18 protein-coding genes and 1 other RNA gene are annotated in these 17,825 nt (G+C 66.2%); 4 read left to right on the forward strand and 15 right to left on the reverse strand.

What is annotated here, in order from left to right; translation table 11 throughout:
* Window positions 1-13 precede the first annotated feature (13 nt).
* From KT882_RS23055 to dnaX, 5 genes are read right to left on the reverse strand one after another with little or no spacing between them, the layout of a single operon-like run.
* Entirely contained in the window at window positions 14-1,243 is a 1,230-nt protein-coding gene (locus KT882_RS23055; protein WP_228893414.1) for a CaiB/BaiF CoA transferase family protein, read from the reverse strand.
* Window positions 1,243-1,833, reverse strand: a complete 591-nt coding sequence (gene recR, locus KT882_RS23060; RefSeq protein WP_161073097.1) for a recombination mediator RecR — start codon at window positions 1,831-1,833, stop codon at window positions 1,243-1,245. The genes KT882_RS23055 and recR overlap by 1 nt, the downstream gene beginning before the upstream one ends.
* 11 nt (window positions 1,834-1,844) lie before the next feature.
* On the reverse strand, window positions 1,845-2,135 hold the full coding sequence (locus KT882_RS23065) for a YciI family protein (protein ID WP_161073098.1): 291 nt from the start codon (window positions 2,133-2,135) through the stop codon (window positions 1,845-1,847).
* Window positions 2,136-2,137: 2 nt separating this feature from the next.
* A complete protein-coding gene (locus tag KT882_RS23070; RefSeq protein ID WP_228893415.1) occupies window positions 2,138-2,464 on the reverse strand; it encodes a YbaB/EbfC family nucleoid-associated protein in 327 nt (108 codons plus the stop codon).
* A 31-nt stretch (window positions 2,465-2,495) separates the two neighbouring features.
* The gene (gene dnaX / locus KT882_RS23075) at window positions 2,496-5,129 is read right to left on the reverse strand and encodes a DNA polymerase III subunit gamma/tau (protein ID WP_228893416.1); all 2,634 of its coding nucleotides are present in this window, start codon (window positions 5,127-5,129) and stop codon (window positions 2,496-2,498) included.
* A 98-nt stretch (window positions 5,130-5,227) separates the two neighbouring features.
* Between dnaX and KT882_RS23080 the strand changes: the two genes are divergently transcribed.
* Entirely contained in the window at window positions 5,228-5,890 is a 663-nt protein-coding gene (locus tag KT882_RS23080; protein ID WP_161074774.1) for a hypothetical protein, read from the forward strand.
* A 40-nt stretch (window positions 5,891-5,930) separates the two neighbouring features.
* On the opposite strand, the gene ffs is transcribed toward KT882_RS23080, so the two are convergent.
* Window positions 5,931-6,029, reverse strand: an RNA gene (gene ffs / locus KT882_RS23085) — signal recognition particle sRNA small type.
* A 154-nt stretch (window positions 6,030-6,183) separates the two neighbouring features.
* Window positions 6,184-7,668: a 4-hydroxy-3-polyprenylbenzoate decarboxylase gene (gene ubiD / locus KT882_RS23090; protein ID WP_228893417.1), complete on the reverse strand. Its 1,485-nt coding sequence runs from the start codon at window positions 7,666-7,668 to the stop codon at window positions 6,184-6,186.
* A gap of 509 nt (window positions 7,669-8,177) precedes the next feature.
* Between ubiD and KT882_RS23095 the strand changes: the two genes are divergently transcribed.
* Entirely contained in the window at window positions 8,178-9,074 is an 897-nt protein-coding gene (locus tag KT882_RS23095) for a lytic transglycosylase domain-containing protein (protein WP_161074772.1), read from the forward strand.
* Between the two features lie 57 nt (window positions 9,075-9,131).
* Here the strand turns inward: KT882_RS23095 and nusB are convergent, their stop codons facing one another.
* Genes nusB through ribBA form a run of 3 tightly spaced genes read right to left on the reverse strand, consistent with a single transcriptional unit; the run spans window position 9,132 to window position 11,285 of the window.
* Entirely contained in the window at window positions 9,132-9,602 is a 471-nt protein-coding gene (gene nusB / locus KT882_RS23100) for a transcription antitermination factor NusB (RefSeq protein WP_161074771.1), read from the reverse strand.
* Between the two features lie 29 nt (window positions 9,603-9,631).
* Window positions 9,632-10,126, reverse strand: coding sequence for a 6,7-dimethyl-8-ribityllumazine synthase (gene ribH, locus KT882_RS23105; RefSeq protein WP_161074770.1), 495 nt, complete (start codon window positions 10,124-10,126; stop codon window positions 9,632-9,634).
* Between the two features lie 49 nt (window positions 10,127-10,175).
* Window positions 10,176-11,285 carry a bifunctional 3,4-dihydroxy-2-butanone-4-phosphate synthase/GTP cyclohydrolase II gene (gene ribBA, locus KT882_RS23110; RefSeq protein ID WP_228893418.1) on the reverse strand — a complete coding sequence of 370 codons (1,110 nt, stop codon included), beginning with the start codon at window positions 11,283-11,285 and terminating at the stop codon, window positions 10,176-10,178.
* A 176-nt stretch (window positions 11,286-11,461) separates the two neighbouring features.
* Here ribBA and KT882_RS23115 point away from each other — a divergent pair, with 176 nt between their 5' ends.
* Both KT882_RS23115 and KT882_RS23120 read left to right on the forward strand, forming a co-directional pair.
* A complete protein-coding gene (locus KT882_RS23115; RefSeq protein ID WP_161074768.1) occupies window positions 11,462-12,352 on the forward strand; it encodes an SMP-30/gluconolactonase/LRE family protein in 891 nt (296 codons plus the stop codon).
* Between the two features lie 106 nt (window positions 12,353-12,458).
* Complete coding sequence (locus KT882_RS23120; RefSeq protein WP_161074767.1) at window positions 12,459-12,881, forward strand: OsmC family protein; 423 nt, start codon at window positions 12,459-12,461, stop codon at window positions 12,879-12,881.
* Between the two features lies 1 nt (window position 12,882).
* Here the strand turns inward: KT882_RS23120 and KT882_RS23125 are convergent, their stop codons facing one another.
* From KT882_RS23125 to KT882_RS23145, 5 genes are read right to left on the reverse strand one after another with little or no spacing between them, the layout of a single operon-like run.
* Window positions 12,883-13,509, reverse strand: coding sequence for a riboflavin synthase (locus KT882_RS23125; protein WP_161074766.1), 627 nt, complete (start codon window positions 13,507-13,509; stop codon window positions 12,883-12,885).
* Between the two features lie 9 nt (window positions 13,510-13,518).
* Complete coding sequence (gene ribD, locus KT882_RS23130; RefSeq protein WP_228893419.1) at window positions 13,519-14,616, reverse strand: bifunctional diaminohydroxyphosphoribosylaminopyrimidine deaminase/5-amino-6-(5-phosphoribosylamino)uracil reductase RibD; 1,098 nt, start codon at window positions 14,614-14,616, stop codon at window positions 13,519-13,521.
* 21 nt (window positions 14,617-14,637) lie between these two features.
* Window positions 14,638-15,255 (reverse strand): GspH/FimT family protein, encoded by a 618-nt coding sequence (locus KT882_RS23135; RefSeq protein ID WP_228893420.1) that lies wholly within the window; start codon window positions 15,253-15,255, stop codon window positions 14,638-14,640.
* Window positions 15,183-15,647 carry a type IV pilin protein gene (locus tag KT882_RS23140; RefSeq protein WP_228896742.1) on the reverse strand — a complete coding sequence of 155 codons (465 nt, stop codon included), beginning with the start codon at window positions 15,645-15,647 and terminating at the stop codon, window positions 15,183-15,185. The genes KT882_RS23135 and KT882_RS23140 overlap by 73 nt, the downstream gene beginning before the upstream one ends.
* 5 nt (window positions 15,648-15,652) lie before the next feature.
* The gene (locus KT882_RS23145; protein WP_228893421.1) at window positions 15,653-17,782 is read right to left on the reverse strand and encodes a pilus assembly protein; all 2,130 of its coding nucleotides are present in this window, start codon (window positions 17,780-17,782) and stop codon (window positions 15,653-15,655) included.
* Window positions 17,783-17,825: the final 43 nt, after the last annotated feature.

Below are 17,825 nucleotides of genomic sequence, written 5' to 3' on the forward strand. Positions count from 1 at the left end.
CTGGCGCGCCCGGCTACAGCACGCCGTCGCCGCGCAGCGCGGCGATGTCCGCGTCGCTGTAGCCCAGCGTGCGCAGCACTTCCTCGTTGTGCTGGCCCAGCGCGGGGCCGAGCCAGTTGGTATGGCCCGGCGTTTCGGACAGCTTGGGCGAGATGGCCGGCAGCTTGACCGGCGTGCCGTCGGCGAACTGGTGCTGCTCGAACATGCCGCGCGCGAGGAACTGCGGGTCGCTCATCATGTCGCGCACCGAGTAGATTTTCCCGGCCGGCACGTCGGCCGCCTTCAGCACGGCCAGCGCCTCGTCTATGGTGCGGGTGGCGCACCAGGCCTGGATGGCGCCGTCGATCTCCTCCGTGCGCTGCACGCGGCCGTCGTTGCGCTCGAGCTGCGGGTCGCCCGCCATGTCGATGCGGCCCATGGCCAGCATCAGGCGCTTGAAAATGGCGTCGCCGTTGCCGGCAATGACGATATTCTCGCCGTCCCCGGTGGTGTAGGTGTTGGACGGCACGATGCCGGGCAGCGAACCGCCGGTGCGCTCGCGCACCACGCCGGCGTGGTCGTACTCCGGCACCAGCGATTCCATCAGGTTGAACACCGACTCGTACAGCGCCACGTCCACCATCTGGCCCTGGCCCGCGTCGCGGCCGCCGGTGGCGTCGCGGTGGCGCAGCGCCATCATGGCGCCGATCACGCCGTGCAGCGCGGCCACCGAATCGCCGATGGACACGCCCACCCGCACCGGCGGCCGGTCCGCGTGGCCGGACACGTAGCGCAGCCCGCCCATCGATTCGCCGATGGCGCCGAAGCCGGGCAAGTCCTTCATCGGCCCGGTCTGCCCGAAGCCGGACAGGCGCACCATGATGAGCGAGGGCTTGAGCGCCTTCAGCTGCTCGTAGCCCAGCTCCCACTTCTCCAGCACGCCGGGGCGGTAGTTCTCGATGATGATGTCCGCTTCCAGCGCCAGCTGCCGCGCAATGGCGCGGGCGCGCGCGTCCTTCATATTCAGGGTGATGCTTTTCTTGTTGCGCGACTGCACCGACCACCACAGCGACGTGCCGTCCTTCAGCACCCGCCATTTGCGGATGGGGTCGCCCTCGCCGGGCGCCTCCACCTTGATCACTTCGGCGCCGAATTCGGCCAGCATGCGGGCGCAGAACGGCCCCGCGATCAGGGTGCCCAGTTCAAGGACTTTGACGCCCTTCAATGGGCCGGAGGTGGGTTTGGGTGCCGGAGTATTTTCCACTAGGTTGCGCGCCTGTCTAGCATGGCGCGCGCGATGGTGCCCGCGTCCACATATTCAAGCTCGCCGCCGACCGGCACGCCGCGCGCCAGACGGCTCACCTTCAGGCCGCGCGCCTTCAGCATCTCGCTGATGTAGTGCGCGGTGGCTTCGCCTTCGTTGGTGAAATTGGTGGCCAGCACCACCTCGCCGACCACGCCGTCCTGCGCGCGCTCGACCAGCTTTTCCAGATGGATATCCTTGGGACCGATGCCGTCCAGCGGCGACAGCCGGCCCATCAGCACGAAGTACAGTCCCTTGTAGGTCAGGGTCTGCTCTATCATCATCTGGTCGGCCGGGGTTTCGACCACGCACAGCATCTTGCGGTCGCGCTGCTCGTCGCGGCAGGTGCCGCAGACTTCGTCCTCGGTAAAGGTATTGCACAGCGCGCAGTGGTGCACGGCCTCCACCGCCTGGTACAGCGCGCGCGACAGCATGGCCGCGCCGTCGCGGTCGTGCTGCAGCAAATGGTAGGCCATGCGCTGCGCCGATTTCGGCCCCACGCCGGGCAGGCGGCGCAAGGCCTCCGTCAACAATTCCAGCGATTTCGACATGGCGTGGTTTCTCAGCCTTGCTGGAAGGCGCTCAGGATATCGGCCGTCATGGTCGGCACGAATTCGGTGATGGCGTAGCTGGCGGCGCCGGCCTCGTTGAAGGGATCGAGCTCGATCACCGCTTCAATGTCGGCGCGGCTGTCGGCCGTGGCGATGATGATGCCGCCGGTGCGCGGCACCATGCGGCCGGACATGAGGAACATGCCGTTGTCATACTGCTCGCGCAGGTACTCGCGGTGCGCGGCCAGCAGGGCGTCGATCTCCTCGGCCGGCTTCAAATACGTGAGCGAGATGATAAACATGTTTAGAAAGGCATCTTGAAGCCGGCCGGCAGGTTCATGCCGGAGGTCAGGCCGGCCATTTTCTCGGCGGAGGTGGCTTCGGCCTTGCGCACGGCGTCGTTGAAGGCGGCGGCGACCAGGTCTTCCAGCATGTCCTTGTCGTCGGCCAGCAGCGACGGGTCGATGGAGACGCGCTTGACGTCGTTCTTGCAGGTCATGACGATTTTCACCAGGCCGGCGCCGGACTGGCCTTCCACCTCGATCGAACCCAGCGCTTCCTGGGCTTTTTTCATATTGTCCTGCATTGCTTGCGCCTGTTTCATCAGGCCGGCCAGTTGGTTTTTCATCATGATGGTGTTCTCCGTATCGGGTGAGTATAAATTAATGCGCGGGCGGCGCCGGCGGCGGCACGATGGAACCCGGCACCACGAAGGCGCCGAACTCGCGGATCATGCTTTGGATGAACGGGTCGTTCGCCACGGTCTCCTCGGCGGCGCGCTGGACTGCGGCGCGGTGGGCCTGCGCTTCGGCGCTGGCGGTGTACCAGGTCGGGCCGAGTTCGGTTTCCACGCGCACCGGGCGGGCGAAACGCTCGGTCAGCGCCGCTGCCAGCTTCTCCACATTGGGTGCGGTGCGCCAGGTTTCAATCGGCACCCGCAGATGGAAGACGGCGCTGTGGCTGCCGTCCGGCGCGCAGGCGATCAGCTCGGCCTGCGTGGCCAGCTGCTGGGCCACGCCGCGCAGCGGCAAGCGGGCCGACAGCGCGGGCCAGTTGCCGTCCCAGTCCAGCTCGGGAACCGGGGTGACCACGTAGGCGTGCGGCGCCTTGGCCGGCGCCGGTGCGGGACGCGGCGCGAAGGTCGGCTGCTGGGCGGGCTGGTTGTAGTCCTGCGGGGCGGCGTCGGCCTGGCCGTCGGCCGGCATGGCGCTGTCGTCGGAGAATTCGGTGACCCAGGGCGGCAGATCGTCTTCCGGAGCGGCCTGGCGCGGCGCGGCTGGCGGAACCGGGCGTGGCGCCGGCTGCATCTGCTGGGCAGGTGCTTCCATTACGGCTGCGCCCATGGCTGGACGGCCGTCATCCCAGGGCGCGGCAGCGGGCGCGGGGCGGGCAGATGCGGCGGGCGCGTCGTCCCAAGGCGCGGAAGGCGGCGGGGCCGGGACCGGGCGGGCAGACGCTGGCGGTGCAGGTGCATCTTCCCATGGCGCTGGCGGACGGACAGGCGCCGGCGCAGCTTCGCGCAGCGGTGCGGCAACGGCCTGGGCCGAGGCTTGGGTCTGCACCGGGGGCTGGGCTTGAGGCTGGATCTGTGCCGGCGTCTGCTCCGGAGCGGACGCTGCGGGCACTGGCGGCGTCAAGGCCGGACGACTGCTGACAGGCTTCTGGCCGGACGCAGCGCGGGCTGCCTCAAGCGCGGCCTGAATCGCCGCACGCGCCGGGCTGAGCGGCGCGGCGGATGCAGGCGCGCGCGCGGGCGCAGATGCTGGCTGGCCAGGCGCGGCCGGTGCCGGAGCGTGCTGGGCTGGCGCGGACGCCATCGGCATGGGTGCCGGGGCCGATGCCTGCGGAGCCGGCGCCGTCGGCGCAGGCACAGGGGCTTGCTGGACTGGGGCGGGCGATGCATACGCCGCAGCCTGTGCCGGCGCAGCCATCTGCACCGGCGCCGGCACAGCCGCTTGAGCGGACTGGGCAGCATCGGCGCGCGCCATGGCGGCGGCGCCGGCCACGACCGACGGCGGCGGCACGGACAAATGGCTGGCGGCGGACACCGACGCGGCGCGCGCAGGCATGCCGCCCTGCTGCGCGCCGGCGGCCGCGCCGCCCACGTTCAAACCGGCCGCAGCCGCAGCGGCACGGGCAGCGCCCGGACCGCGCGCTACCGCAGGCGCGGCGGCCGGCACGCCTTCAGCGCCGCCGGCGCCGGGGCGAAAGGCCAGCATGCGCAGCAGGGTCATCGAGAACCCGGCGTACTCATCCGGCGCCAGGCCCAGTTCATTGCGGCCATGCACGGCAATCTGGTAATACAGCTGCACTTCCTCGGCGTCGAAGGCCGAGGCCAGGCGCACGATGTCGGCGTACTCGGGCAGATCGGACGGCACCGCCGCCGGCACCGTCTGCGCCAGCGCGATCCGGTGCAGCAAGGTGCCCAGATCCTGCAAGGCGCCGTTGTAGGACAGGCTGCGCGAAGCCATCTCGTCGGCCACGGCCAGCAAGTCCGCGCCGTCCTGGTTGGCCAGCGCGTCGAGCAGGCGGATCAGATAGGACTGGTCCAGCGCGCCCAGCATGCCCTGCACCGCGTCCAGCGTCACTTCGCCCGCCGCGTAGGCGATGGCCTGGTCGGTCAGCGAAAGCGCGTCGCGCATGGAGCCGTGCGCGCCCTGCGCCAGCAAACGCAGCGCCGGCTGTTCAAAGCTGATGCCCTCCTGGCCCAGGATATTGTCCAGGTGGCTGATGATATGGCCCGGCGGCATCTGTTTCAGATTGAACTGCAGGCAGCGCGACAGCACGGTGACCGGGATTTTTTGCGGATCGGTGGTCGCCAGGATGAACTTCACGTGCTCCGGCGGCTCCTCCAGCGTCTTCAGCATGGAGTTGAAGGCGTGGTTGGTCAGCATGTGCACCTCGTCGATCATATAGACCTTGAAGCGCGCATTCGACGGCGCGTACACCGCCTGCTCCAGCAACTGCGCCATCTCGTCGACGCCGCGGTTGGACGCTGCATCCATCTCTATATAGTCGACAAAGCGGCCGCTATCGATGGCGGTGCAGGCTTCGCAGACGCCGCACGGGGTGGCGGTGATGCCGCCGCTGCCGTCCGGGCCGATGCAATTGAGCGATTTGGCCAGGATGCGCGATAGCGTGGTCTTGCCGACGCCCCGCGTGCCGGTAAAGAGATAAGCATGATGCAGGCGGCCACTGTGCAGCGCGTGCGTCAGCGCGCGCACGACGTGCTCTTGGCCGACGAGCGTTTCAAAGTTCCGGGGACGGTATTTGCGGGCGAGGACTTGATAGGACATGGCAGCGATTTTACCGTAGATAGCCGGTGCTGCGGTCAACATTAGACGTTGTACATGACATCGCTTACACTCTTGCTTTCCATTTAACAATTGAGAAAATGAAAAAACTGGCTTTAACCCTGCTGTGCGCCCTGCCCCTGCTGGCCCACGCCGAAGACCGCGAATGGGCGCCGTACAAGAAAATCGTGGAAACGGTGAAGCTGGATAAATTCTACAGCCTGCCGGCCGCCGAGCGGGACAAGCTGAAAGTGTACGCCCGCTTCACGCCGGCCAACAAAGCCATCGCCCCGGGCAGCCTGAAGCTGACGGTGGTGCACGCCGGCGGCAAATCCCCGCTGGTGCTGGACGAGCTGGGCCGCACGGTGCTGGTGCCGAACGAGAAATGGATGGCCGAGGACGCCAAGATCTGGACCAACCAGCCCAAGGGCGAGAAGGCCAGCGTCGGTTTCGACATCGTGGCGGTGCTGCCGGAGGCGGCGCAATGGAACTACGCCACGGTGATGGGCAGCGTGCCGCAGTCCAACGCCGCCATCGACAAGGTGGCCGGTGCGCTGAGCCTGCTGGCGCCGACGATGAAGGTGGTGATCTTCAAGTTCCACAAGCCGGCCTACCTGGTGGTGCAGGCCAAGGGCGGCGAGAAGCGCTACGTCACCGACGGCAGGCAGCAGATCCGGCTCAAGCTGGACAAGGCGCTGCTGGCGGAAAACCCGCTGGTGACGGTGAGCGAACAGCCGTTCGAGGCGGAAGTGGACGGCGAATAAGGGACGAAAAAAAAGCTGCATCAGCAGCTTTTTGATCTAAAGAGGCGAGCCTGATCTGCGGCACTTGCGGTGAATAGCTGTGGCTGCTTCGTTCCCGACCTGACCAGGTTGGCCATGCCGCAATGCGCAGGGGCCCGCCGACGGCAATTATACCCGCTCCCGGCGAATCTGCCTAATCCCCCAACCGAGCTGAGCCGCACGTCCTACATTCGGGGTCTGACCCCGGGTGTAGGACGTGCGGCTGAGGCTGCTTATAGGAAGCGTCCGAAACGTTAGGATTACTTGCCGGGGGCTTATAGGCCGAGTTCTTGCCAGATCTGGTCGACGCGGGTTTTGACTTCGGGCGCCATGACGATGGCGGTGCCCCATTCGCGCGTGGTTTCGCCCGGCCATTTGTTGGTGGCGTCGATGCCCATCTTGCTGCCCAGGCCGCTCACCGGGGAGGCGAAGTCCAGGTAGTCGATCGGCGTGTGGTCCACCAGCGTGGTGTCGCGCGTGGGGTCGACGCGCGTGGTGATGGCCCAGATGACTTCGTTCCAGTCGCGGATGTTGACGTCTTCGTCCACCACCACAATGAACTTGGTGTACATGAACTGGCGCAGGAAGCTCCATACGCCCAGCATCACGCGCTTGGCGTGGCCGGCGTACTGCTTGCGGATCTGCACCACCGCCATGCGGTAGCTGCAGCCTTCTGCCGGCAGATGGAAGTCGGTGATTTCACTGAACTGCTTTTGCAGCAGCGGCACGAAGACTTCGTTCAGCGCCAGGCCCAGCATGGCCGGCTCGTCCGGCGGCTTGCCCGTGTAAGTGGAGTGGTAGATGGGGTCGCGCCGCATGGTGATGCGGTCGATGGTGAACACCGGGAAGCTGTCCTGCTCATTATAGTAGCCGGTGTGGTCGCCGTACGGCCCTTCCAGCGCATGCTCGTAGCCGCTCGGGTGGTTCTCGTCCGGGTAGATATGCCCTTCCAGCACGATCTCGGCCGAGGCCGGCACGCGCAGCTCGCTGCCGATGGCTTTCACCAACTCGGTGCGGCTGCCGCGCAGCAGGCCGGCGAACTGGTATTCGGACAAGGTGTCCGGCACCGGCGTCACCGCGCCCAGGATGGTGGCCGGGTCGGCGCCCAGCGCCACCGCGATCGGATAGGGCTTGCCCTTGGTCTGGATGGCGTGCTCGCGGAAGTCCAGCGCGCCGCCCCGGTGCGCCAGCCAGCGCATGATGACCTTGTTGCGCCCCAGTACCTGCTGGCGGTAGATGCCCAGGTTCTGGCGCTTCTTGTTCGGCCCCTTGGTGATCACCAGGCCCCAGGTGATCAGCGGCGCCACGTCGCCCGGCCAGCAGTGCTGGATGGGCAGGCGCGACAGGTCGACGTCGCTGCCTTCCCAGACGACGTCCTGGCAGGGCGCGCCCTTCATTTCCTTCGGCGACATGTCCCACACGGCTTTCACCAGCGAGCCCAGTTCCATCAAATCCTTGAAGCCCTTGGGCGGCTCCGGCTCTTTCAGGCGCGCCAGCACGTGGCCGATCTTGCGCAGCTCGCTGGTGTCCTGGGCGCCCATGCCGAGCGCCACGCGGCGCTGGGTGCCGAACAGATTGCCCAGCACCGGCATGCTGTGGCCGGTGGGATTCTGGAACAGCAGCGCCGGCCCGCCGGCCCGCAAAACGCGGTCGCACACCTCGGTCATCTCTAAATGGGGGGAAACTGCCGTCAAAACAGGCTTAAGCTCGCCCATTTTTTGCAGTTGGGCAATAAAATCTCGCAAATCAGAATATTTCATACTTTTTTACTTTTTTTTCGCTCCAGACGCGCTGGACGAGGTTTTTAAGTCAAGTGGTTGATTTTATTGGTTTTTGCTAGTTTGCAAGGCAAATATCTAGATTCAAAAGTTATAAAGAACGACCGTGTTAGTATTGACGTGATATAAAACGGCTTCTACAATTTGCCCTACTTGAAGAGGACATGGCCTGTTAGCCAACTTTTATCGCTAACGACCAGTCGCTCATTCATTCACGGAGTCGGGGCTCCACATGACATTTTAAGGAGTGTTTTCAAAAGGCGTCTGCCTTACCCCCGAAAAAAGTTGTATTGCGACTGTTTACACATACGCCTCCAGCATACGCTCCAGGTAGTAACAGCTCAGGCAAGCAATGATGGCGTTCGGCGCGCACCCACGGTGCGGCTACGGACGAATGATATTTCTGATGCACGGCATTGGCACATCGATACGACTGCGTTTTTCGACGCGGCGGGGGTGCGCTCGTTACGGACATTTCAGGGGAGTTCTGAATGACTAATCGTTTCATCTCGGTAGCCGATGCTACCCGTCAGTTGGCGCGTGGCGCTACTGGCCTGGCAAGCTCGCGCGTCAGCGTGCGCAGCGTGCTGACTACCGCGCAACACACTTTGACCGTTTTTGGCGTGAGCGCCTTGGTCATGATCGCCGTCCTGTACGCCCGTCCCGACCTGGCCCATGCCCTGAGCAAGAGCCTGGCGCAAGAACCTGCCGCCGTGGCCGCCGTCACGGCCCCGCCGCTGCACGAACTGATGGAAGCGCCTGCCGGCGGCTATGCGGCCGCCGACGCGCCGCTGACGGCCGAGGAAAAGGCCATCATGGGCACCCGCAAGCAGCAGGAATGGGTAACCTCCTGGCTGTCCAAGCGCTACCGCGTGGCGGGCGACGCCACCAATATGCTGGTCTCCACCGCCTACCTGACCGCGCGCGAGATCAAGCTGGACCCGCTGCTGATCCTGGCCGTGATGGCCATCGAGTCGGGCCTGAATCCCTTCGCGGAGAGCCCTATGGGCGCGCAGGGCCTGATGCAGGTGATGTCCAAGGTGCACCATGAGAAGTTCCAGGAGATGGGCGGCGTGCAGGCTGCGCTGAACCCGGTGGCCAATATCCGCGTCGGCTCGCTGATCCTGAAGGATTATGTGACCCGCGGCGGCTCCGTCGAAGCCGGCCTGAAGACCTATGTGGGCGCGGCGGCCTTTGAAACCGATTATGGCTACGGCAACAAGGTGCTCAACGAGTACCAGCTGCTGAAGCGCGTTTCCGCGGGCAAGAAGGTGCCTACGACCAATCCGGTGATCGCGGCAGCCCCTGCCACCACCAAGCAGGTGGAAAGCGCCGTCGCGGCCAATGCCGTGGCCAAACTGCCGGACGCCCAGCTGGCCGGCCTGTAAGCCTGCTCCAGACGTAAAAAAAGCCGCAGATTGCGGCTTTTTTTACGTCCTTGCATCTCAACGCTTTTTGTCGTTCTCGACTTCTTCCGGGCGCATTTTGCCGGCCAGCTTGTCCAGCACGCCGTTCACGTATTTGTGGCCGTCGATGCCGCCGAAGGATTTGGTCAGCTCCACCGCTTCGTTGATGACGACGCGGTATGGGATTTCCAGGTTGTTCTTCAGCTCGAAGGCGCCGATCAGCAGCACGGCGTGCTCGATGGGCGACAGCTCGGCCACGCCACGGTCCACCAGCGTGGCGAAGGTCTCGCGCAGCGCTTCGGATTCCTTGATGGTGCCGTACAGCAGCGTGGTGAAGTGCTCGGCGTCGGCCTTGTCGAAGCCGTGCGCGGCGCGGATGTGGTTGACGACGGTTTTCGCGTCTTCATTGTTCAGCAGCCACTGGTACAGGCCCTGCAGCGCGAACTCGCGCGCGCGGTGGCGCGGCGTGCGGTTCTTGCTCGGGTTGGCGTGCGTAGATTTGTCGGTCATGATTTCCTGCCTGTTCTTATAAGTACTGATTATTCTTCTTCGTCGTAGCCGCCGTCTTGCTGGAGTTCTTCCAGCGCGATCGACAGATTGGCCATTTCCACGGCCACGCGGGCGGCGTCCGCGCCTTTGACGGCCATGCGCACTTCGGCTTGCTCGTCGTTTTCGGTGGTCAGCACGGCGTTGGCGATAGGGATGCCGAAGTCCAGGCCGATGCGGGTGATGCCCGCGCCCGATTCATTCGACACCAGTTCGAAGTGGTAGGTTTCGCCACGGATGACGGCGCCCAGCGCGATCAGCGCGTCGAACTGCTGCGATTCGGCCAGCTTTTGCAGCACGAAGGGGATTTCCAGCGCGCCGGGCACGGTCACGTGCAGCACGTCTTCGTCGGCAACGCCCAGGTGCTTGAGCTCGGCCAGACAGGCCGACAGCAGGCCGTGGCAGACGTCTTCGTTGAAACGCGCTTGAACGATACCGACGCGCAAGCCGTCGCCGGACAGATTGGTTTCGTAGCTTCCTACGGTCATGGCATGCCTCTTTTCTGTATGTGTATATTAATGAGTGTTGTGGACGGGCTTACGCGGCCGGCTTGGCAACGTAGCCCGTGACTTCGAGGTCGAAACCTGCCATGGAAGGCATTTTACGCGGGCTGGCCAGCAACTTCATCTGGCGCACGCCAACCGCGCGCAGGATTTGCGCGCCGATGCCGTAGTCGCGCAGGCCCATGCTGGCGGCGCGGCCCTGCGGCTTGGCGTCCTTGGCCAGCGCGCTGAACTGGCTGAACAGCTGGTCGGCCGTTTCTTCGCAGTTAAGCAGCACGATCACGCCCTGCTCGGCCGCCTGCACCGCCTGCATGGACGAGGAGATGTTCCACGAGTGCGTGGTCGCTTCCGATTCCAGCAGGTCCAGGATGGACACCGGCTGGTGCACGCGCACCAGCGATTCCTTGCCGGCGGCCATGTCGCCATGCACCAGCGCCAGGTGGGCCGAGCCGGTCGGCGTGTCGCGGAAGGCGATCATGCGGAAGTCGCCGTAGGCGGTCTTCAGCGGACGCTCGGCCACGCGCTCGACGATGCATTCGTTCTGGCTGCGGTAGTGGATCAGGTCGGCGATGGTGCCGATCTTCAGGCCGTGCTCCTGGGCGAACTCCAGCAGGTCCGGCAGGCGCGCCATGGTGCCGTCGTCCTTGACGATCTCGCAGATCACCGAGGCCGGGGTCAGGCCCGCCATGGCGGTCAGGTCGCAGCCCGCTTCGGTATGGCCGGCGCGCATCAGCACGCCGCCCTTCTGGGCTTTCAGCGGGAAGATGTGGCCCGGCTGCACGATGTCCATCGGCACGGCGTTCTTGGCCACGGCCACCTGGATGGTCTTGGCGCGGTCGGCCGCCGAGATGCCGGTGGTCACGCCTTCGGCCGCTTCGATCGACACCGTGAAGTTGGTGCCGAAGGAGGTGCCGTTGCGGGCCGTCATCATGGACAGGTCGAGCTGCTTGCAGCGTTCCTCGGTCAGGGTCAGGCAGACCAGGCCGCGCGCGTGCTTGATCATGAAATTGATCGCTTCCGGCGTGACGAAGTCGGCCGCGAGCACCAGGTCGCCTTCGTTTTCCCGGTCTTCTTCGTCGACCAGGATCACCATGCGGCCAGCGCGCAACTCGGCGACGATTTCTTCGGTGCTGGAGATAGACATTTCAATTCCTTCGGTTCAGGTTTCTTTAACCCTCTATTTTAAAGGATTTGGAGAAACTAATCTGGAACTCCGCCTCGAACGCCCCGGAAAGTCCCGAAGTTAAGCAAATGATAGCGCTACACACGCTTGCGCTTTTCGGGTAAGGTAATGCGTCCACCACTTACCGAATTGCCATCGTGACCGCACACAAGACCGACCTCGCGCCCCGCCTGCTCTGGCAACTGGGCGCCGAACTGGGCGAAGGCCCGCTGTGGCTGCCTGAACAGCAGCGCCTGTATTTCGTCAACCTGAAGGGCAGCACGCTGCACGCGCTGGACGCGGACGGCGGCCGGCACGCCTGGCGGCTGCCTGAATATATCTGCTGGATCGTGCCGCGCCGCGACGGCGACGGCTTTATGGCCGGCCTGCGCGACGGCGTGGTGCGCCTGTGGCTGGAGCCGGAACTGCGCGTGGAATACCTGATGCGCCCCACCGAGGGCAAGCCCGGCGTGCGCCTGAACGACGCCAAGGCCGACCCGCAGGGCCGCCTGTGGTTCGGCAGCATGAACGCGGCCGACGTGCACAGCCCGGACGGGCAGCTATTCCGCCTGGCCACGGACGGCGAACTGAGCGTGGCGCAGGACGGCGTCCATATCTGCAACGGACCGGCCTTCAGCCTGGACGGCAGCGTGATGTACCACAGCGACAGCCTGCTGGGCCGCACTTACGCCTACAGCGTGGGCGCCGACGGCAGCCTGGGACCGGCCCGCCTGTGGCGCCAGTTCGGCGAAGGCGAAGGCTCGCCGGACGGCATGACGGTCGATGCAGAAGGCTGCGTGTGGATCGCGCAATGGGGCGGCAGCCGGGTGTGCCGCTACAGCGCGGACGGCGAACTGCTGGCCACCATCGCCATGCCGGTGTCGCAACCGGCCTCCGTGGCGTTTGGCGGGCCGGACCTGAAGACGCTGTACATCACCACCGCTTTTGAAGGCATGAGCGAGGCCCAGCGCGCCGCCGAGCCGCTGGCCGGTTCGCTGTTCAGCGTGCAATTGGATGTGGGCGGCCTGCCGCCGGCGCGCTACGGCTGAACCCAGCGCCTCTCCCCTGCGCGCCCTCTCCCTTAAGTGAGCGGCGCGCTTCAAGCAATCGGCATACGATAGCTGCTCCCCTTGCAACGCAAACAAAGGAGCAGCGATGAAAACTAACGGATCGGCCGTCTGGTCGGGCGGCATCAAGGATGGCAAAGGCGCCATCAGCACCCAGAGCGGCGCCATGAAGGACTACCCTTACGGCTTCGCCAGCCGCTTCGAGGGCAAGCCGGGCACCAACCCGGAAGAATTGATCGGCGCCGCGCACGCGGGCTGCTTCACCATGGCGCTGTCACTGATCCTGGGCGAAGCGGGGCTGACTGCGGAGAAAATGGAAACCAAGGCCGAGGTCACGCTGGACAAGGTAGCCGACGGCTTCTCCATCACGGCCGTGCACCTGACCTTGCAGGCAAAGATCCCGGGCGCCGACAAGGCCACCTTTGACGAACTGACCGCCAAGGCCAAGGCCGGCTGCCCGGTGTCCAAGCTGCTGAACGCCAGCATTACGCTGGACGCGACGCTGCTCTGACTTACTTGCCGACCGACAGCATGCGCTCGACGTAGCGGGCGATCAGGTCAATCTCCAGATTGACCTTGCCGCCCACCGTCAGATGCTTGAGCGTGGTCACGGAAATGGTGTGCGGGATCAGGTTGATGGAGAACTGGCACACCAGCGCGTCGCCGCTGCCGATATCGTGCACGCGGTTGACGGTCAGCGACACGCCATTGACCACCACCGAACCCTTGAAGGCCAGGAATTTGGCCAGCTCGCGCGGCGCCTCGATCACCAGCTCCCAGGACTCGCCCACCGGCTCGAATTTGCGCACCACGCCCAGGCCGTCGACGTGGCCGGACACCAGGTGGCCGCCCAGGCGCTCGGACAGGGTCAGCGCTTTTTCCAGGTTGACTTCGGACGTGCCGTCCAGACCCACCGTGCAGTTCAGGCTTTCGCGCGAGACGTCCACCTTGAAGGTGGTGGCGGTCTTTTCGATGACGGTCATGCAGGCGCCGTTCAGGGCGATGGAGTCGCCCAGGGCGACGTCGGCCAGCGGCAGGCCGCCGGCGTCGATTTCCAGGCGCACGCCTGCGTCATGGCCGCCTTCCAGCGGCTGGACCGAAGTGATTTTGCCGACTGCGGCAACAATTCCAGTAAACATGGTGCTATCTCATTGTGAAGTGAATCTGGCAAGGATACGCAAATCCGCGCCGGTCTGCTGAACCTGGTGGAATTTCAGGCTCTTGCGCCCGCTCAGTTCCGTCAGCGCGGGCAAGGCGAACATGCCCTGGGCGTCGCCCAGCAGCATGGGCGCCAGGTAGACCAGCAGTTCGTCCACGCAGCCCTCGCGTATCAGTGAACCGTTCAGCTTGCCGCCAGCTTCGATGTGCAGCTCGTTGATCTGGCGGCGGCCCAGTTCGCGCATCAGTTCCGGCAGGTCGACCTTGCCGTGCGGGTTGGGCAGCGTGATGATCTCGGCGCCCACGGCGCGCAGCGCGGCCTCCTTTTCCGGATGGCTGACGGCGGCCACAATCCAGGTTCCGCCGCCTTCGAGCACGCGCGCCGAGGGGCTGATGTCCAGGCGGCTGTCCACCACGATGCGGCGCGGCTGGCGCGGCGTGTCCACCGAGCGCACCGTCAGCTGCGGATCGTCCGCTTTCACGGTGCCGATGCCGGTCAGGATGGCGCAGGCGCGGGCGCGCCAGGCGTGGCCGTCGGCACGCGCTTCGGGGCCGGTGATCCACTGGCTGGCGCCATTGTGCAGTGCCGTCATGCCGTCCAGGCTGGCGGCGGTTTTCATGCGCACCCAGGGCAGGCCGCGCGTCATGCGCGAGAAAAATCCGATGTTCAGCTCGTAGGCCTGCTCGGCCAGCAAGCCGCTGGAGACCTCGATGCCGGCCGCCGCCAGCTTGGCCAGGCCCTGGCCGGCCACCAGCGGATTGGGGTCTTCCATCGCCGCCACCACGCGGCCCAGGCCGGCGCGCACCAGCGCGTCCGAACAGGGCGGCGTGCGGCCATGGTGGTTGCACGGCTCCAGCGTGACGTAGGCGGTGGCGCCGCGCACATCATGGCCGCGCGCCTGCGCGTCCTTCATGGCCTGGATTTCGGCGTGGTCCTGCCCGGCGGGCTGGGTCACGCCGGCGCCGATCACGCGGCCGTCCCGCACGATCACGCAGCCTATGCGCGGATTGGGCGAGGTGGTGTACAGCCCCTTGGCGGCCCATTCCAGGGCCAGCTTCATGCCTTCGGTGTCGTTGTTGATGTCCACAGGATCGCTTACTCGGTTTGTTTAGTCTGCGCTGGTGCAGAGCGCCGGCTGCGCGACGGGATCGCACACCCTAACCCGGCCCAGCATATTGATCTTGACGAGGCGCTTGTGCTGGCCGGCCTCCAGCGTCAGCGTGCCCCAGCGCGCCGCCTGGCTGTTGCCCGCCTGGCAGCTGCGCCCAGCAGCATTATAGGCAAGATAAGCCGGTCCCGTGCCGGAAGTGAATTGCGCGCCGAGATGTATGCCGTCCGCCATGGGCTGCTGGACAGCGTAGCGTTCCTCGCCGGGATCCGGACGGCGGTTGCCGTTGCGGTCGGCGAAGACGGTCCAGCCCCGCTCCCACGCATCGCCGCTGGCGTCGTGCGGCGCCATCAGCACCACGCCGCCGCGCGCGATGGCCAGTGAACGAGTCAGGGCGATGGCGCCCTGCACATCGTTCAGGGCTGCGCGCAACAGCTGCTTTTGCAGCAGGGATTGCAGGCTGGGCGCGGCGGCGCCGGCCAGAATGGCTGCCAGCGCCAGCGCGACCAGCAATTCGATCAGCGTAAGGCCCGCCGTGGCGCGGCTCAGCGCCAGCAGCGCACGCCCTGCCCGCTTGCCAGCCGCAGCCCGGCGCTGGTCAGTATCAATTTTCCGCATTCCCTGTCCTCGTAGTGCGCATCCACCTTGGCCGTGCCCGGCGTGGCAATCAGCTGCACGCAGCTCGAGATCGCTTCATCGTCGCAGGCCTTTGCTTCGATCTCATATGCGCTTCCGGCGGCGCTGGCGCCGGACCACCATTTGAATTCGCGCTCGGCGGGATCGTTGGAGCCGGACGAGAAGGCAATGTAGCTGTTGTGGGCGCTGAAGTAGCGCTCCTGCTGCTGCATCAGCAGCAGCAAGGCAGCCTGCCCTTCCACGCGCTTGCTGCGGATCACGAACTGGCTGTAGGAAGGATAGGAGAACGCGGCCAGCACCACGGCAATCACCAGCACGACCAAGGCCTCCAGCATGGTCCAGCCCCGGCAGCGCCGGGCGCAAATGGCGTTCATGGACTTCACGGCTGCTCCCTGTCCCGCCGTTGCGGCGTCCGCCCCTGTGCTGCCTGATACAGCTCGCGCCAGTTGGCCAGCTCTCGCCAGCCCAGCCTGCCGGCAGCAAGCACCGCCTTGGCCCGCGCCGACGGCAGCGCACCAGCTTCCCTGGCGCCCGCATTGACGGCGGCGATGCGCTTGCTGACCAGCATCCGGCCGCCAGCCTGGCGCACCGCCTGCGCCGCCTCGGTCACGATCACAGCCGCCGGCCCGGGCAGAAAGTCCGCGACCAGGGTGCCGGCCGCCTCTCCGGAGAGCGGTACACCGGCGCTGTCCGGCGCCAGCCCGCTCAGCACATCGAGCGCGTAGCTGCGGCTGGCGATGGACGCGCAGGCGCTGGCGCCGGTCAAGACCGTGTTGAAGAAAATCTGTCCATCGGCTAACGCAGCGCCGCCGACGCTGCGCTCTCCCCTTCCTGCGCCATTGAAGTCGACATACCAGCCATGCGCACCGCCGGCGCCGCCGTAAGTGAAGCTGCGCCCGCGCAGCGCCAGCACTGCGGCATCCGGCGCGCCCTCCAGTTCGCGCTGGGCCAGATCGCCACGTCCCAGGGGCCAGTCCGCGCGCGTTCCGCCTCGGCCGTTCACGCTGTCGTCCAGCACCGCGTAGAAGGATTGCTGGCCATAACGGGCCGGATCGCGGTCTGCCGCCTCCAGCAATTTCCCGGTCCCGAACAGGATCAGATAGCCACCGCCGGGAGCATTGGCAACACGGGGCTGCATCGTGATGGGCTGCCGCACGCGCCGAGCGTCGCGCGCGACAAACACAGGGCCTTCCGCCGCATCCCGCCACGGCTCGCCGCCCGTAAAACTGAAACGCCACAGATTGCCCTGCAAATCCCCGGCGTAGGCATAAAGCACGGCGCCGTCGCCGTCCAGCACCAGCGCCGGCGCGCTCAGGGCATTGGCGCGGCCGGGCTCCCCGCCCGGCGCTTGCAGGCGATAGTAGTTCCGGTTCAGCCGCCATGCCTCGCCTGCCGGCTTGTCCAGCGCCAGCAGGAACAAGGCGCTGGCATTGGCCGGGTCGGCATTGCCGTCGCTGGCCTGGCTGTTGACGCCGCTGCTCACGAGCGCAAAATAGCGGTAGGCATTGGCACCGCTGCGCAGACGCAAGCGCGCAATCTGCGGCAGGGACGTGACATTGCCCATCGCCGCGTCATCGCGGTCGGTGAACTCCCACAGCGCGCCGCCGATCTGGGGGAAGGCGGACGGATTCGTGACGTCCAGCGCGAATACGCCCTGCGCGCCGGCCCCCATGGCGGATACCAGCACCGTCCGCCAGTTCCCGTCCAGCTGCGCTTCGGCCACGCTGGCCGGGCCGTCGACATAAGCGCCATGCACATAGTTGCGGTCGGGCAGGCGGCTAAGCAGGGAGAACAAGGCCTCCGGCACGTAGGCAAACAGCTCGGCCCCGCTCACCGCATCGAAGGCATGCAGCATGCCGTCGTTGGCGCCCAGGTAGGCCGCTGTGGTGCGCGCCTGCATGCTGTCGTAAAAAGCGCGGTAGCCGTCGCCATTGCCTGCGGCGGACGGTGGCCCGGCGTACACCGGGATGCCGTTGACGGCGTCGCCAAGTATGCTGGCGCGGCGGCGGAACAAGCGCCCTTCTTCGCTGCGGTCCCCGCGCAGCCAGTCCAGGCGCTTTTCGCCTTTGCGGTCGGACACTGGACGGGCGGGCGGCGGCGGGCGGTTCAGGGCGGTGCGTTGCGCGGCGGACAGCGCGTCCCACTCGAAGGCTATCGTCACCCGCCTGCCCTGCTCCAGCCTGGAGGTGTAGATGCGGCGGCTTCGGTCCGGCTCGGGCAAGGCGTCCAGCAAAGCAGCGGCGTCCCACAGAGGGGCCGAAATCTGCGGCGCGCCGGATGCGTCCACGCTCACGGCCGAGCGCGTGAACACCCCGCTCCAGCTGCCGGGCCGCGCGCCTGCCTGGAACACCGCCATACCGGAAGGCGTGGACGCCACCGCTGCGGCGCCGCGCAGCAAGTCCGGATGCGGCACGCAACTGGCGCCCAGCGGCTCGGTGCTCAGCTCCACCAGCGGCTGCACAGCGGCAGCTTGCGCGGCGGCCAGCACTGCAGCCAATACTGTGCACACTGCACGCGCCATTCGCCGGCTGGCGCCGAGCCAACGCGCACAG

It is taken from the genome of Pseudoduganella aquatica (genome assembly GCF_020865585.1).
Classification (GTDB): domain Bacteria; phylum Pseudomonadota; class Gammaproteobacteria; order Burkholderiales; family Burkholderiaceae_D; genus Rugamonas; species Rugamonas aquatica_A.